Annotated in this window: 13 protein-coding genes and 1 pseudogene; 5 read left to right on the top strand and 9 right to left on the bottom strand. The window is 65.2% G+C overall.

The annotated features are described in order from the left end of the window. Nucleotides 1-97 precede the first annotated feature (97 nt). From H6B10_RS07210 to H6B10_RS07180, 7 genes are all read right to left on the bottom strand, one after another. The gene (locus H6B10_RS07210; protein ID WP_204650974.1) at nt 98-1,303 is read right to left on the bottom strand and encodes a hypothetical protein; all 1,206 of its coding nucleotides are present in this window, start codon (nt 1,301-1,303) and stop codon (nt 98-100) included. Continuing rightward, nucleotides 1,300-2,175, bottom strand: a complete 876-nt coding sequence (locus H6B10_RS07205) for an ATP-binding cassette domain-containing protein (protein WP_204650973.1) — start codon at nt 2,173-2,175, stop codon at nt 1,300-1,302. Before H6B10_RS07205 ends, H6B10_RS07210 begins: the two co-directional genes overlap by 4 nt. An 18-nt stretch (nt 2,176-2,193) precedes the next feature. After that, nucleotides 2,194-2,940 (bottom strand): hypothetical protein, encoded by a 747-nt coding sequence (locus tag H6B10_RS07200; protein WP_204650972.1) that lies wholly within the window; start codon nt 2,938-2,940, stop codon nt 2,194-2,196. Further along, nucleotides 2,937-3,500 carry an RNA polymerase sigma factor gene (locus tag H6B10_RS07195; RefSeq protein ID WP_204650971.1) on the bottom strand — a complete coding sequence of 188 codons (564 nt, stop codon included), beginning with the start codon at nt 3,498-3,500 and terminating at the stop codon, nt 2,937-2,939. The genes H6B10_RS07200 and H6B10_RS07195 overlap by 4 nt, the downstream gene beginning before the upstream one ends. Nucleotides 3,501-3,601: 101 nt before the next feature. Beyond that, on the bottom strand, nt 3,602-4,903 hold the full coding sequence (locus H6B10_RS07190; protein WP_204650970.1) for a TRAP transporter large permease: 1,302 nt from the start codon (nt 4,901-4,903) through the stop codon (nt 3,602-3,604). A 3-nt stretch (nt 4,904-4,906) separates the two neighbouring features. Next, nucleotides 4,907-5,395: a TRAP transporter small permease gene (locus tag H6B10_RS07185; protein ID WP_204650969.1), complete on the bottom strand. Its 489-nt coding sequence runs from the start codon at nt 5,393-5,395 to the stop codon at nt 4,907-4,909. Nucleotides 5,396-5,410: 15 nt separating this feature from the next. After that, the gene (locus H6B10_RS07180) at nt 5,411-6,442 is read right to left on the bottom strand and encodes a TRAP transporter substrate-binding protein (protein WP_204650968.1); all 1,032 of its coding nucleotides are present in this window, start codon (nt 6,440-6,442) and stop codon (nt 5,411-5,413) included. Between the two features lie 442 nt (nt 6,443-6,884). On the opposite strand from H6B10_RS07180, the gene H6B10_RS07175 reads away from it, so the two are divergent. The 5 genes from H6B10_RS07175 to H6B10_RS07155 are packed head-to-tail and all read left to right on the top strand — an operon-like array spanning nt 6,885 to nt 12,244. Next, nucleotides 6,885-7,364 (top strand): pyridoxamine 5'-phosphate oxidase family protein, encoded by a 480-nt coding sequence (locus H6B10_RS07175; RefSeq protein ID WP_204650967.1) that lies wholly within the window; start codon nt 6,885-6,887, stop codon nt 7,362-7,364. A 39-nt stretch (nt 7,365-7,403) separates the two neighbouring features. Further along, a complete protein-coding gene (locus tag H6B10_RS07170) occupies nt 7,404-8,078 on the top strand; it encodes a response regulator transcription factor (RefSeq protein ID WP_204650966.1) in 675 nt (224 codons plus the stop codon). Then, a complete protein-coding gene (locus H6B10_RS07165) occupies nt 8,075-9,265 on the top strand; it encodes a sensor histidine kinase (protein ID WP_204650965.1) in 1,191 nt (396 codons plus the stop codon). The genes H6B10_RS07170 and H6B10_RS07165 overlap by 4 nt, the downstream gene beginning before the upstream one ends. 58 nt (nt 9,266-9,323) lie before the next feature. Further along, nucleotides 9,324-10,004 carry an ABC transporter ATP-binding protein gene (locus H6B10_RS07160; protein ID WP_204650964.1) on the top strand — a complete coding sequence of 227 codons (681 nt, stop codon included), beginning with the start codon at nt 9,324-9,326 and terminating at the stop codon, nt 10,002-10,004. A 5-nt stretch (nt 10,005-10,009) separates the two neighbouring features. After that, nucleotides 10,010-12,244, top strand: coding sequence for an FtsX-like permease family protein (locus tag H6B10_RS07155; RefSeq protein WP_204650963.1), 2,235 nt, complete (start codon nt 10,010-10,012; stop codon nt 12,242-12,244). Nucleotides 12,245-12,415: 171 nt separating this feature from the next. Here the strand turns inward: H6B10_RS07155 and fsa are convergent, their stop codons facing one another. Together fsa and H6B10_RS07145 are read right to left on the bottom strand one after the other, a co-directional pair. Then, nucleotides 12,416-13,075 carry a fructose-6-phosphate aldolase gene (fsa, locus tag H6B10_RS07150; RefSeq protein WP_204650962.1) on the bottom strand — a complete coding sequence of 220 codons (660 nt, stop codon included), beginning with the start codon at nt 13,073-13,075 and terminating at the stop codon, nt 12,416-12,418. 24 nt (nt 13,076-13,099) lie between these two features. Continuing rightward, nucleotides 13,100-13,346: pseudogene (locus H6B10_RS07145) on the bottom strand (fucose isomerase); the annotation flags it as partial.

Raw genomic sequence — 13,346 nt, 5'->3', positions numbered from 1 at the left:
CCGCTAAGGCAAACACCCCGCAGCGCCGGTCCTGACCGGCCTTGCCCCGTAAAAGCAAAAGACGCCCCCACCGGGGGGCGTCTTTTTTGTTGGTTTGTTACCGCACCTGCCGCCGCACATAGGCCCGCCAGACCAGGGGCAGCAGCACCACCAGGTACAGCGGCTGCACCGCCAGCCGGTAAAGGGCCGTAAGCATCGCCCCGCCGCCGGGCAAGGTGATCATGACGGTGCCGGTCAGTTCCCCCAGGGAGGTCAAAAAGGGCAGGGTCTGGATCACCGCATTGGGCACCCCGCGCAGCAGGCCGATGGTAGCCAGCCCCCGCAGGAATACCAGCACCCCGAACAGGCAGAGCAGCACGGGGAACTCGCTTTCCATCCGGGCGGAAAGCGCTGCCGCGATGGCTGCGCCCGCCAGGCAGGACATCAGCCCGCAAAGCAGCAGCAATGCCTCGGTCTGGCCCAGGGTCAGGGGCAGCAGGCACTGGGGCGATGCCACCTGCACCGAGGCCGACAGCCCCCGCGCCCCGAACATGGCGACCTGAATGACCACAAACACCCCCATCAGTACCGTGAAACCGCCCCCGGCAAAAAGCAGGGCTGCCCCCACCTTGGCAGCGGCCAGACGGCCCCGGCCGCCGCGGGTACAATGGCTGATGGTGTAGACCCGGGTGCGCACCTCGGCGCAAAAGACCGGCGCCAGCGCCGCGCACAGCATCAGCCCTACCAGGAACATCAGGTTATCCACCATGCCCAGTTCCCCGTAGTGTCCGTCCACCCAGTCGTAGGTAAAGGGGGTTCTGACCCGGTCCTTCAGCGCCCGCAGCGGTTCCTGCCAGGAGGCCGGGCTGTTTTGGATGCGGTGTTCCGCGGCGCTGTCCCACGCTTCATACAGGCCGGTCAGGGTCCCGTCGTCCAGGGCGGTCACCTGGGCGGGCCAGTCCTGCCAGGTGATGATGCCCTCTTCGGTAAACACCGTAGCCGCCAGGTACAGAATATCCCCCTGCACAAAGGTCCCGGCGTCGGCCAGGTCCTCCGCCTTTGCCAGCCTTTCCCGGCAGTCGTTCCGGGCGGCCAGCAGGGTTTCCGCCGTCAGCGGGCCATGCCAGGCCCCGGCATCCCGGGTGGCCTGTATGCTGCGGGCCCGGGACTCCCAGGTGGGGGCTTCCACCTGTTCCCCAAATCCCAGGTTGGCAAACCCCATGGAGAGGGACTCCGCCACCACCAAAGCCAGGCAAAGGGCCAGCAGCACCTTGGTCATCCGCCGTTTCAGGATTTTTTTCAGTTCCCACCAGACCAGTGTCATTGTATCCCCTCCTCGTCGGCAAAATGCCACAGGTAAACATCTTCCAGCGTGGGTTCGGCGGCTGCCGCCCCCGCGGGCGGGTCGGCGGTGATCAGCCGCAGCTCCACCCCTTCCCCCTCGTGGCGCAGGTTGGCCACATTGTACACCGCCTCCAGTCTGGCGGCGGCCGCCGCGTCGGTGCGCAGCGTCCACACCTTGCCCCGGGCGGTATCGGCCAGCTGGGGCACGGTGCCCTGTTCCACAATGCGCCCGCCTTTCATGAGCAGGATCTCGTCGGCAATGGCTTCCACGTCGGAAACAATGTGGGTGGAAAGCAGCACCGTGCGCCCCTTGGCGTAATCGGCGATCAGGTTGCGGAACCGCACCCGTTCCCGGGGGTCCAGCCCCGCAGTGGGTTCGTCCAGGATCAGGATCTGCGGGTCATTGAGCATGGCCTGGGCAATGCCCAGCCGCTGCCGCATACCGCCGGAGTAGGCCCGCAGTTTTTTGCGGCCCGCGTCCGCCAGCCCCACCTGGCGCAGCAGTTCGGGGATGCGGCGGGCGGTCTCGGCCCGGGTCAGCCCCTTGAGCGCCGCAATATAGCGCAGAAATTCCGGCCCCGTAAAGTCGGGGTAAAACCCGAAATCCTGGGGCAGATACCCCAGCATGGCCCGGTATTCCTCCCCCAGGCGGGCAATGTCCGCCCCGCCGCACCGCACAGTGCCCCGGGTGGGGGTCAGGATGCCGCAAAGCATCCGCATCAGGGTGGTCTTGCCGGCGCCGTTGGCCCCCAGCAGACCGTACACGCCGCCCCCCAGGGTCAGGTTCACATCGCGGACAGCGGCAAAGTTCCCGTAACATTTGGTCAGCTGTTCCAGCTGCAGTTCCTGCATGGTGTATTCCTCCTTGCGTTATAAGGTGGTGAGCATCCCGCCCCGGAGCAAACGGCGGGTCTGCCAGGCCAGCGCCAGCACCGAGAGTACCAGCGCCCCCACCCAGAAGTTCCGGCTTTCGGGGGCGTAGAGCCACCGCTGCATCCAGTCCACGGGCAGCAGCAGGCCCCCCAGCACCGCCGCCACCACCCCCAGGGCGGTCCTGGTGAACGCCGCCGGGCGCAGCCACCGCAGCAGCCCCATGCACAGGGCACTGACGCAGCAGAAGGGGGTCAGGCAGTAGAGCAGCACCACTTCCAGGGCGCTGCGGCTCACCACCGCGCCCACGGCGGCCAGAATGCCCAGCAGCACCGCGTCACACGCCCCAAATACCAGCAGCCGGGCGGCGGTCACCCGGGGCAGGCTGTACCGGGTGGCCAGTTCCAGTTCCAGCATGCCCCGGTGGTAGACCCGGGCCAGGTCCTGCACATTGGCCACCAGCAGCAGGGGCGCCGCCGCGGCGCACAGGGCGTACTGGGGCAGGGCGTAGGCCCGGTACCCGCCCCCTGCGGCCACCAGCACCAGTACTCCGGCCAGTATGGCAAACTGCAGCGCCCACATCCGTTTGCGGATGAACCCCGCCTGGGTCCACACAAAGGCCCAGCCGGTGGGCCGGGGCGGCGGCAAGGTGCGCAGCAGTTCCACGGTCCGCCCGGTGGCCGCCGGGTCGGGGGCGGGCGGGGTGTCCTGCCGCAGCAGGGCAGCCCAGTCAGGTTCACGTTTCATGGCAGTTCCTCCTTCAGCAGTTCTTGCAGGCGGCGCTTGCCCCGGGCCAGCCGGTAGCGCACCACCGGCACCGTGGCATGGGTGATGGCGGCGATCTCGGGGGCGGTGAACCCCTGCACATAGTACAGCAGCAGGGCGTTGCGCTGAGCAAAGGGCAGCGCTGCCAGCGCGGCGCGCACGGTCAGGGCGGTGTCCCGGTCAGGGGGCGGGGCCGCCGGGTCCCGCTGGCTTTCGGGCAGGTCCTCCAGGGCCACCGGCTTTTTCCGTTTGCACCAGTCCTTGCACAGGTTCCCGGCGATGGTATACAGGTAGTTCAGCTCCCGCCCGTCGTGCCGGTAACGGTCCCGGTTCTGCCAGAACCGCAAAAAGGCCGTCTGGGTCAGGTCCTGGGCCAGTTCCCGCTGCCCCACGTGCCGCCAGCAATAGGCGTAGATCGTATCATAGTGCGCCAATACCAGCGTTTCCAGTTCATCCTGCCGCATCATTTCACCACCGTTCACTGTATATAACGGATGACCCGCCCCAAACGGCGCATCCTTTTGCAAAAAATTGTACCACAAAAAAGCCCCCGCCGGGCAGGCGGGGGCAAGCAGTGATGGAAAAGCGTCTGTTCCGGCGGGCAGGTGCCGGCCGTCGCAGACAAGATCCGGGATACCGGACCTCAGATCAGCCCGGCCATCTGGGGCAGGCCCAGGCTGATGAACGGCACATAGGTGACCAGCAGCAGGCCCACCAGAATGGCCGCATAGTACATGAGCATATAGGGCATGACTTTGGACAGGCTGGAACGGCCCACCTTGATGGCCACGAACAGGGTGTTGCCCACAGGAGGCGTGATGTTGCCGATGCACAGGTTGTACACCAGGATCAAGCCGAACTGGACCGGGTCCATGCCAAAGGTCTTGACGATGGGCAGGAACAGCGGCGTAAAGATCAGGATGGCGGGGGTCACGTCCATGAAGGTACCGGCCACCAGCAGGATCACGTTCATGATCAGCAGGATGATGACGGGGTTGGTGGTCAGGCCCAGCAGCGCTTCCGAGATCGCCTGGGGGATCTGGGTAAAGGCCATGACCCAGCCCAGAATGTTGGAAACACCGATGAGGAACACTACCATGCCGCTCATCTTGGCGCTTTCGATGACGATGTTCCAGAAGGATTTCAGGGTGATGTTGCGGTAGCAGATGCCCAGGATCAGGGCGTAGACCACGGCGATGGCGGAGCCTTCGGTGGCGGTAAAGACACCGCCCACGATGCCGCCGATGACCACCACGATCAGCGAAAGGCTGGGCAGGGCGGCCAGGGTGGCGCGGCCCAGGTTCTTCCAGTCAAACTTGCCGGGGGTACCCTTGTAGCCCTTCTTTTTGGCAATAATGATCGCCGCCACCATGCAGGCCAGCGCCCAGATGATGCCGGGCACATAACCGGCCAGGAACAAAGCGGCCACCGAGGTACCGCCTGCCGCCAGGGAGTAGGTGATCAGCGCGTTGGAAGGGGGGATCAGCAGGCCGGAGGGAGCCGACGCACCGTTGGTAGCGGCGCACAGGGCCTTGTCGTAGCCCTGCTCTTCCTCGCCTTCCTCCACCATGCTGCCCACAGCGGCAGCGGCGGCGGAAGCAGAACCGGAGATGGCGCCGAACAGTGCGTTGGCGCCGATGTTGGTGACCAGCAGAGCGCCGGGCAGCTTGCCCAGCAGCGCCATGACAAAGTCTACCAGACGTTTGGCGATGCCGCCCTGGTTCATCAGGTTGCCGGCCAGGATAAAGAAGGGAATGGCCGTCAGGCTGAATTTACTCATGCCCACAAAGATGCGCTGGGCGCCGGTAATGACCGACACATCCAGCGGCACCGTCTGCAGGATGGCGATGAGGGACGAGATGCCAATGGAATACGAGATGGGCACACCGACGATCAGCAGGACCGCCAGCACGACCACGATGATGAACAAAGACTGAATGGCCATACCTTACGCCTCCTTTCCGTCCGGGGTGCCGCCTTTGCAGATATCCGCAATATTCAGCACGGTGTAGATCATGTTCAGGATACCGCACAGGGGCATGACCACATAGAACACGCCCACCTGCACCCCCAGGGAGGAGGTCATCTGGCCCATGGCCAGCTGGGTGATGGTCACGCCGCCGTACACCAGAATAATGGCCGAGAAGGCAAACGCCACCAGTTCCCCAAAGATGTTCAGCAGTTTTTGCACCGCAGGGCTGAATTTTTCCAGCACAATGGGGATATTCATGTGGCCCCGTTCCCCGGTGACCAGGGACGCGCCCAGCAGGCTGGCCCAGGCAAACAGGTAAGAGACCAGTTCCTCCGACCAGGAGGAGGGGTTTTTCAGTACATAGCGGGTAAAGACCTGCCAGCAGGTCAGCACCACCATGGCGATGAAGCTGACGCCCGCCAGCACGTTCAGGGCGCGGGTCAGCGCATTACGAAGACTTTTCATTCCGCAGCACCTCCCTTAGGATTCCGTCGAGGGATACTGCTCGTTGTATGCCTGGATGGCGTCGTAAATGGGCGCCAGGTCGGGGTACTTCTGGAGCATATCCTCGTGCATGGGGGCGCAGGCTTCCTGGAAAGGCTTGGTGTCCGGGTACAGGAAGGTCACGCCCTGTTCGTTGGCAGCGCGGTCCTTGGCCGCTTCCACAGCGGTCTGCCATTCCTCCCGCTGGACCTGGTTCACCAGTTCAAAGCCTTCCTCAAAGATGGCCCGTTCCTCTTCGCTCAGCCCGTCCAGGAAGGCCACGTTGCCGATCAGGATGTCGGGGATCATCTGGTGCATATCGTAGGAGTAATATTTGCAGACATCGCCGTGACCGTTGTCGGTCAGGGCCAGTTCGTTGTTTTCGGCGCCGTCAATGATCTTGGACTGCAGCGCCGTATATACATCGCCAAAGCCCATGGGGGTGGCGGAGCCGCCCAGCAGGTTCATCAGCTGCACGTTGGTGGGGGACTGCTGCACACGGATTTTCAGGCCCTTCAGGTCGGCGGGGCTGTTGATGGGGGTGTTGACGGTATAGAAGTTGCGGGTACCGGCGTCCAGCCAGGTCACAGCCTCAAAACCGGCCTGCTTGGTGGACTCAAAAATCGGCCCGGTGATGGCCTCGTCGTCCATGGCGGCATGGTACGCCTCGCTGGAAGCAAACAGGTAGGGCAGGTTGAACAGGGTGTAGTTGTCGCTGAACGTTTCCAGCAGGGAGTTGGACGCCACGCAGAAATTGATGGCGCCGGTCTGGGTCAGCTGTACCATTTCGTTCTGGGAACCCAGCAGCTCACTGGGGAACACTTCCACGTCGTATTTGTCGCCCAGTTTGCTCTCGATGAATTCCTCAAAAGCCACCAGTGCGATGTGGGTGGGGTGGTTGGTGGACTGGTTGTGCCCGATGCGGATGATCTGCCGCCCGTTGGACGCCGATGCCCCGCAGCCGCCCAGCACCGCCGTCAGCAGCACCGAGGCAGCCACCATCGCAGCCGCGCGAAATGTTCGTTTCATAAGGTTTCATCCTTCTTTCTCCAATGGGTGTTGCGGCGTGTACCGTCGGGGTTGCCTCCTTTCCGGTCCCGGTCCGCCCGCCGCGGCGCGGCCCCGGTTTGTTTTGCCCCGGTTCGTTTTCGGGGGCGTTATATGATAACACCTTAACACAAAATTCACAACCTTGTAAAGGCGTAGAATGGCCAAAAAGTCCCTGCAATTTTTGGCAGGGGGCCCGCCGGCAGCCGGGGCATCCCCTGCGGGCCTTGCGCCCTGTTGCCGGGCCATGGTATAGTAAAGAAAAACGGCTGCCGGATCTGTGGAGGAAGGCTGTTTTTTTGTGAAACGTTCCCACGGATTTTTGCAAGGGCTGCGCGCCGCGGGCCGCCCGCAGACCGTCAGGGGCTTTTCCCCCGGGTGGCGGTGTTTTATTTCATTTCGTATTATAAGAAGGAATTATACAATGCGTAGAAAAGACAGAGAGATCACCGATTTTGCCGCCATGACCGACATCGTGCAGGCCTGCCGCTGCTGCCGGCTGGGTCTGACCGATACCGACGGCACCGCCTATATTGTGCCGCTGAACTTTGGTTTTACGGTGGAGGACAAGACCCTCACCCTCTGGTTCCATGGGGCGGCGGAGGGCAAAAAGCTCGACCTTTTGCGCCAGGCCTCCGTGGTCACCTTTGAGATGGACACCGACCACCAGCTGATCCCCGGCGACCAGGCCGCCGACTATTCCTTTGCCTACCGCAGCGTGATGGGCCGCGGCACCGTGGAATTTGCCGCCGGGGAGGAACAGCGTCTGCAGGGGCTGCGGTGCATTATGGAACATTACACCCACCGCAGCGACTGGCCGGTGCCCCCGGCCATGGTGCGGGCCACGGCGGTATTCTGCCTGCGGGTCACCGGCTGGACGGCCAAAGCCCACCGGGCGCCCTGAGGGCGGCCGGTTTTTTCTATCACCAAGGGAGAACTGTGTATGAAGATCCTGTTGCTGGAGGATGACCCCGCCATTGCCGGGGCCCTCGGGACATTTTTGACCGAAAAAGGCTGCACGGTCACCGGCTGTGCCAGCCTGGCCGGGGCGCGGCAGCTGCTGGAGGACGGCCTGCCCGACGCGGCGGTGCTGGACTGGAACCTGCCCGACGGGGACGGCGCGGCCTTTTGCCGGGAACTGCGGCAGCGCTATCCCCGGCTGGCCATTCTGCTGCTGACGGTGCGGGGGGACACCCGGGATGTGCTGACCGGCTTTGCCTGCGGCGCCGACGATTATGTAACCAAGCCCTTTGACCGGGAGGTGCTCTATTCCCGGCTGCTGGCCCTTTGGCGGCGCAGCGGCGGCAGCGGGGCGGATGATGCCCTGACCTGCGGCGGCATCCGGCTGGACGAAGCCCGGCAGGCAGTGACCTGCGGGGGTGTGCCGGTGGCCCTGGCGCCGCTGGAATACCAGCTGCTGCAGGTACTGCTGCAAAACAAGGGGCGCACCGTCACCCGGCAGCAGCTGCTGGAATCCCTGTGGGACCACAACGGGCATTTTGTCAACGACAACACCCTGACCGTGACGATGAAGCGTCTGCGGGAAAAGCTGGGCCGTCCCGCCTGCATCAAAACGGTGCGCAGTTTCGGCTACCGGCTGGAGGAGGACGCCCCATGAACCACACCTGTATCCCCCGCCGGGCCGCCCGGCTGCTGCCCCCGGTGCTGGGGCTGCTGGCCGCAAGTCTGCTGGCCGTAACGGCGGCGGTCAGCCTGCTGGCTTTCTGGCACAGCCGGCAGCAGCTGGCCCTGCTGGACGGGTTCTGCACCGCGCTGGTAGCCCGGGCGCCCCAGAGTGCCGACGCCGTCTACGCCCTGGCCAAGGAAGGGAACTTTGCCGCCCCCGGCACACCGGGGGTGCTTTCGGCCCTGGGGTACCGCCCGGGGGATTTTGCCGACGGCACCGGGGCCCTGTACGCTGCGGCGGCTGCCGGGTTCGGGGTGGGGGCCGCCCTTTTTGCGGCGGCTTTGCTGGCAGTGCACCGCCGTGCCGACCGGCAGCGGCGGCAACTGATTGCCCTGCTGGACGCAGCCCGCAGCGGACGCCCGCTGCCCTTGCTGGACCACCCGGACGCCCCGGCCGAAGGCAGCACCGCCCAACTGGGCGACGAGATCGAAAAGACCGTCACCCAGCTGACCCTGACCCGGGAAGCGGCGGTGAAAGCCCGGGACCGCTTTGCCCAGAACCTGGCCGATATTGCCCACCAGCTGAAAACCCCGCTGACCGCTTTGGGGCTGGCCGCCCAGCAGGCGGGGCCGCTGGTCCACAGGGCGATGGCTCCCCAGCTGGACCGGCTGACCCGGCTGGAGGAATCCCTGCTGCTGTTGGCCCGGCTGGACGCAGGCACACTGCCTCTGCGCGCCGAACCCGCTGACCTGTTCACCCTGCTGACCCTGGCGGCGGACAACCTGCAGCCGCTGGCGGACCGGGCCGGGGTGACGCTGGCGGTGGCCGAACAGGGTGCGGTCACGGTCCGGGCGGACCCGGACTGGACCATGGAAGCCCTGCTGAACCTGATGAAAAACTGTGTGGAACACGCCCCCGCCGGGAGCACCGTCCACTGTAGCTACCGGCAGAATCCCCTGTATGCCCAGGTGGTCATTCAGGACCGGGGGGCAGGCTTTGCCCCCGCGGACCTGCCCCATCTGTTTGAGCGGTTCTACCGCGGGCAAAACGCCCGGCCGGACAGCACCGGCATCGGGCTGGCCATTGCCAAAGAACTGCTGGAACGGCAAAAGGCCCTGCTCACTGCCGACAACGCCCCCGAAGGCGGCGGCCGCTTTGAGGTGCGGTTTTACGGCTGATTGTCACCGGGATGTCATCTTGGGGTGGTAGAATGGTCCCCAAAAAGGAGGAGATTCCATGGAATTGCTGCAATGCACCGGCCTGAAAAAAGTCTACGGCCGGGGCGATACCGCCGTGTGCGCGCTGGACGGTCTGGACCTGACGGTGGAACGCGGGGAATTTACAGCCATTGTGGGGGCATCCGGTTCGGGCAAATCCACCCTGCTGCACATTCTGGCCGGTGTGGACAAGCCCACCGCCGGCAAGGTGCTGGTGGACGGGGTGGACGTAGGTGCCCTGGACCCCACCCGGGCAGCCCTGTTCCGCCGCCGCAAGGTGGGGCTGGTCTACCAGTTTTTCAACCTGATCCCCACCCTGACGGTGGAGAAAAACATCACCCTGCCCCTGCTGCTGGACAAACGCCGCCCCGACCCGGAAGCACTGGACCGGCTGGTGGCCGCGCTGGGGCTGCAGGATAAGCGCAAGGCCCTGCCGGGGCAGCTTTCCGGCGGGCAGCAGCAGCGGGTGGCCATTGCCCGGGCGCTGTGCTACCGCCCCGCCCTGCTGCTGGCGGACGAACCCACCGGCAACCTGGACCGGAAAAACAGCACCGAGATTCTGGACCTGCTTCGCCTTTGCCACCGGGAACTGGGCCAGACCATACTGCTGGTGACCCACGACGAAACCCTGGCCGCCCAGGCGGACCGGGTGGTCACCCTCAGCGACGGGCGGGTGGTAAGCGACCGCAAACGGGGGTGATGGGGATGTGGAAGGATTTTTCCCGCAGTTATCTGGCCCGCAACCCCGCCGCGGCCCGGACCATCGGGGTGGCGGCGCTGGCCGCCGCGTTTTTTCTGGCGCTGCTCTGCGGCCTGTTCAGCAACGCCTGGTCGTATGAGGTGGACCGCATCTGCCGGGAGGAAGGCAGCTGGCAGGCCCGGGTGACCCTGCCCCTGACCGGCTCCGCTCTGGAGGAAGCCCTCACCGCCCTGGAACAGTTTGCCGCCGTGGACACCGTCACCCCCAACGCCGGACTTTCCGGCGAAGGGGCAACGGTGGTGGAGCTGACCTTCCGGCACAAGGCCGCCGCCTACGAAACCCTGGACCTGATCCAAACCCGGCTGGGCCTGACCGACGACCAGGTGGAAGCCCACGACACTTTGTTGTCCCGCTATCTGGTCACCGACCCCCGGGACGCCACGCCGCCCTTGCTGCTGCCCTTTTTGCTGGCGGTATGGGGTGCGGCCGTGCTGGCCCTGGTCCTGCTGCTGCGCAACGCCTTCGAGATCACCATGCAGGCCCGGCTGCACCAGCTGGGGCTGCTGGCCAGCATCGGCGCCACGCCCCGGCAGCTGCGCCTTTGCCTTTTGCAGGAAGCCGCCGTTCTGGCCCTGCTGCCCCTGGCGGCGGGCACAGCCCTGGGCTTTGGGGGCTGCGCGGCGGTGATCGCCGCGGTCAACCGGGCCGCCGCCGACCTGCCCGGCCGCGTGCCCGCTGTATTCCGGCTGTCGTGGCCGGTGGTGGCCGTGGTATTGCTCACCGCCGCTTTGACGGTGTTTCTTTCCGCCTGGCTGCCCGCCCGGAAACTCAGCCGCCTTTCCCCGCTGGAAGCCCTGCGGGGCGCTGCCTGCCCCGCACCGGGCCGGCGCATCAAACGGCGCGTCCATCCCCTGCTGGCGGTCTGCTTCGGCATCCGGGGCGAACTGGCGGGCGGCGCTCTGTACGCCCGCAAAAAGTCGCTGCGCATCGCCAATGTTTCGCTGCTGCTCTCCTTTATGGGCTTTACCGCCATGCTCTGCTTTTTTACCCTGTCGGACATCAGCACCCGGCAGACCTACTTTGAACGGTATCAGGATGCCTGGGACGTGATGGCCGTGGTGTCGGACACCGGCCTGGACAGCTTTTCCCTGACGGAATCCCTGACCACTCTGCCCGGGGTGGAGGACGGTGTGGTCTACCAGAAGCAGGAAGCCCATGCCCTGCTGCCTGCCGCCGCCCAGAGCGACCCGCTGCAGGCCCTGGGCGGTCTGCCCGCGCTGGCCGGGGAGGACGCCGTGGCCCTGGGGGACGGCTGGCTGGTGGATGCCCCCGTGGTGGTGCTGGACGACGCGGCATTCCTGCGGTACTGCCGCCAGGCGGGGGTGTCCCCCTCGGTGGACGGGGCGGTTCTGCTCAACCGCGTGTGGGACAGCCTGCACAGCCATTTCCGCAACCGGCAGTACCTGCCCTTTGTGCAGCCGGGCACCGCCGCCCTGACCCTGGCCGATGCGGACGGCACCCCGCTGGGGGAACTGCCCCTGACGGGCCTGGCCGACACCCCGCCCAATTTGCGGGAGGAATATGACTCCTATACGTTGGCCCTCTTTTGCCCCCAAAGCCTGTGGACCCGCTGGACCCGGGAGCACCCGCTTCCCGCCCGGAACCAGACGCCGGAAGTCTGTGTGCGGCTGCTGGGGCAGGAGGGCATCACCCTGGCCCAGTGCCAGGCATTGCAGGCCGAGGCCGCCGCTTTGCTGGACGATGCCGGCTGCACCTATACCATCGAGAACCGCCTGGAGGAACGGCTGGTCAATGACCGGATGATCCGGGGCATGGAACAGATTCTGGGTGCCTTCTGCCTGCTGCTGGCCGCCATCGGGCTGGCCAACGTTTTCCTCAACACCCTGGGGTTTGTGGGCCAGCGCCGCCGGGAATTTGCCCGGTACCTTTCCATCGGCATGACGCCGGGGGAACTGCGCAGTCTTTTCTGGATCGAAGCCGCTGTGCTGGCGCTGCGCCCGCTGGTCATCACCCTGCCCCTCACCGCACTGGTGGTTGCCTTTATGCTCCGGGCCAGCGCGCTGGACCCCGCCCTGTTCCTGGCCGAGGCCCCCTTTGTGCCGGTGGCCCTGTTCGCCCTGCTGCTGGTGGGCTCGGTAGCCCTGGCCTACGCCCTGGGCGCCCGCAGGATTCTAACCGCCGACCTCTCCCAGCTGTTGAAGGACGATACCCTGCCCTGACAGACCGCGGCCCCCTGCTGCCGGAATCCCCGGCCAGGGGGGTTACCGCATACGGCCCTCTTCGGTTCCTATAAAACAATCCCCCGCTGCAGGTAATTCCGTTTCCTGCAGCGGGGGATTTTCTCTGTTTTGTAGCGGCCTGCCGTCACCGTTTCCGGTGGGCCGGTTTCATCATTCGCCAAATACCTTGCAGTAGTCGGCCTTGAATTTCTCAATGCCGGAATCGGTCAGGGGATGATGGAGCATCTGCTCGATCACCTTGTAGGGCACGGTGGCAATGTCGGCACCGGCCAGGGCGCAGTCGGTCACATGGATGGGGTTGCGCACGCTGGCGGCGATGATCTGGGTCTCGATATCCGGATAGTTCAGGAACATATCGTGGATGGTCTCGATGAGCTCGATGCCCCGCTGGGAGATGTCATCCAGCCGGCCCAAAAAGGGGCTGACGTAGGTGGCACCGGCACGGGCGGCCAGCAGCGCCTGGTTGGCGCTGAAGATCAGGGTGCAGTTGGTGGGGATGCCCTTGGCGGAGAGGGCCTTGATGGCCTTGAGGCCTTCGGCGGTCATGGGAATCTTGACCACCATATGCTTGGGGTCCAGGGCGTAGATGGCTTCGCCCTCTTTCACCATGGTCTCGGCGTCGGTGGTGGTGGCTTTCACCTCACCGCTGATGGGCCCGTCCACGATGGTGGCGATCTCCGCCAGGGTCTCGGCATAGTCGCGGCCTTCCTTGGCGATCAGGCTGGGGTTGGTGGTGACGCCGGCGATGACGCCCATGTCGTTGGCGGCGCGGATCTCCTCCACGTTGGCGGTATCAATGAAGAATTTCACTGTAAAAGACTTCCTTTCCGTGCATCAGGCCCAGGGGTTCTCGGTGGGATAGGGCAGGGTCTTGGGCTGGTTGTAGGCAATATCGCCGATGCCCAGGTACTTGAAGACCTCGAACAGGGCCTTGCCGCAATGGCTGAAGGCCACCGCGCCGTGGTGGGGGTAGCGCTTCTGCACCAGAACGTGACGGTAGAAGCGGCCCATCTCCTTGATGGCGAAGATACCGATGCCGCCAAAGGAGCGGGTAGCCACCGGCAGCACCTCGCCCTCGGCG

The organism is Gemmiger formicilis (assembly GCF_016901605.1).
In the GTDB taxonomy this organism is placed as follows: domain Bacteria; phylum Bacillota; class Clostridia; order Oscillospirales; family Ruminococcaceae; genus Gemmiger; species Gemmiger formicilis_B.
Note: the sequence above shows the minus strand (reverse complement) of the source record. Positions and strands in the feature narration are given on the sequence as shown.